This is a genomic window from Candidatus Zixiibacteriota bacterium (genome assembly GCA_021159005.1).
Classification (GTDB): Bacteria; Zixibacteria; MSB-5A5; order UBA10806; family 4484-95; genus JAGGSN01.
The window spans coordinates 1-1001 of sequence record JAGGSN010000060.1 but is presented as its reverse complement, the minus strand read 5'-3'; the positions used below and the strand labels follow the sequence as shown (position 1 = coordinate 1001).

1 protein-coding gene is annotated in these 1001 nt (G+C 48.9%); it reads left to right on the top strand.

The window, feature by feature from the left end; translation table 11 throughout:
- Nucleotides 1-102: 102 nt before the first annotated feature.
- Nucleotides 103-1001, top strand: an 899-nt coding sequence (locus tag J7K40_03945; protein MCD6161551.1) for an ATP-dependent helicase, incomplete at its 3' end; no start/stop codon positions are given.

Here is a 1001-nt window from a genome sequence, read left to right as displayed (position 1 = left end):
TGCGCATCAGGTAAGACTATAATTTTTGGGGATAAAATTTCCAAAGAGACCGGCGTTACGTTCACCATCGCCCATCGGCAGGAGCTTATCTTTCAAATATCTATGGCGCTTGCTAACTTTGGTGTTGTGCATGCTATACACGCACCAAAGAAAATTATCAAATGGGCGGTCCGGATGCACCTACAGAAATTCGGTAAACATTTTTATAATCCGCAAGCAAAAGATAACCTTGCGGGCGTATTGACCCTTCAGAATCATGCAAGCCCCCTTAGTAATGCGATCAGCCAAACGCGGCTATGGGTAACGGATGAAGGGCACCACGTCTGTAAGGATAACGTATGGGGCAAAACCATAAGCCTGTTCCCACCAACCTGTCGGGGCCTTGGTGTAACTGCCACACCTTTACGGGCGGATGGGAGGGGCCTCGGCCGGCATGCGGATGGTGTGTATGACACGATTGTTGAGGGTCCTGGGATGCGGGACCTTATAAAACAAGGGTACCTTACCGACTACCGAATATTTGCCCCGAGGACTTTTATCGACCTGTCAGACGTTCCGGTTACTCGTGCGGGGGATTTTAGCAAACCCAAGCTGGTCGCCTCCGTCCGTAAATCGCAGATAATTGGGGATGTTGCGGCGCATTATCTTAAGATAGCACCTGGAAAAATAGGGGTTACTTTTGTACCAGACGTTGAGACCGGTAAAGATATGGCCGCTAATTTTAATGCTGCGGGTGTCCCAGCAGAGCTTGTGCATGCCAAGACGCCATACAAAGTCAGACAAGAAGCCATTGCTCGTCTTGCAAGGGGTGACTTGAAAGAACTTGTAAATGTTGATATTTTCGGGGAAGGGTTTGACCTCCCGGCCATAGAGGTGTGCAGCTTTGCGAGACCGACCGCGAGTTATGGACTTTATATTCAGCAATTCGGACGTGGTTTACGGTTGCTCCCTGGTAAAAATTGTGGTATCATAATTGATCATGTAGGCAATGTGCTGCGACA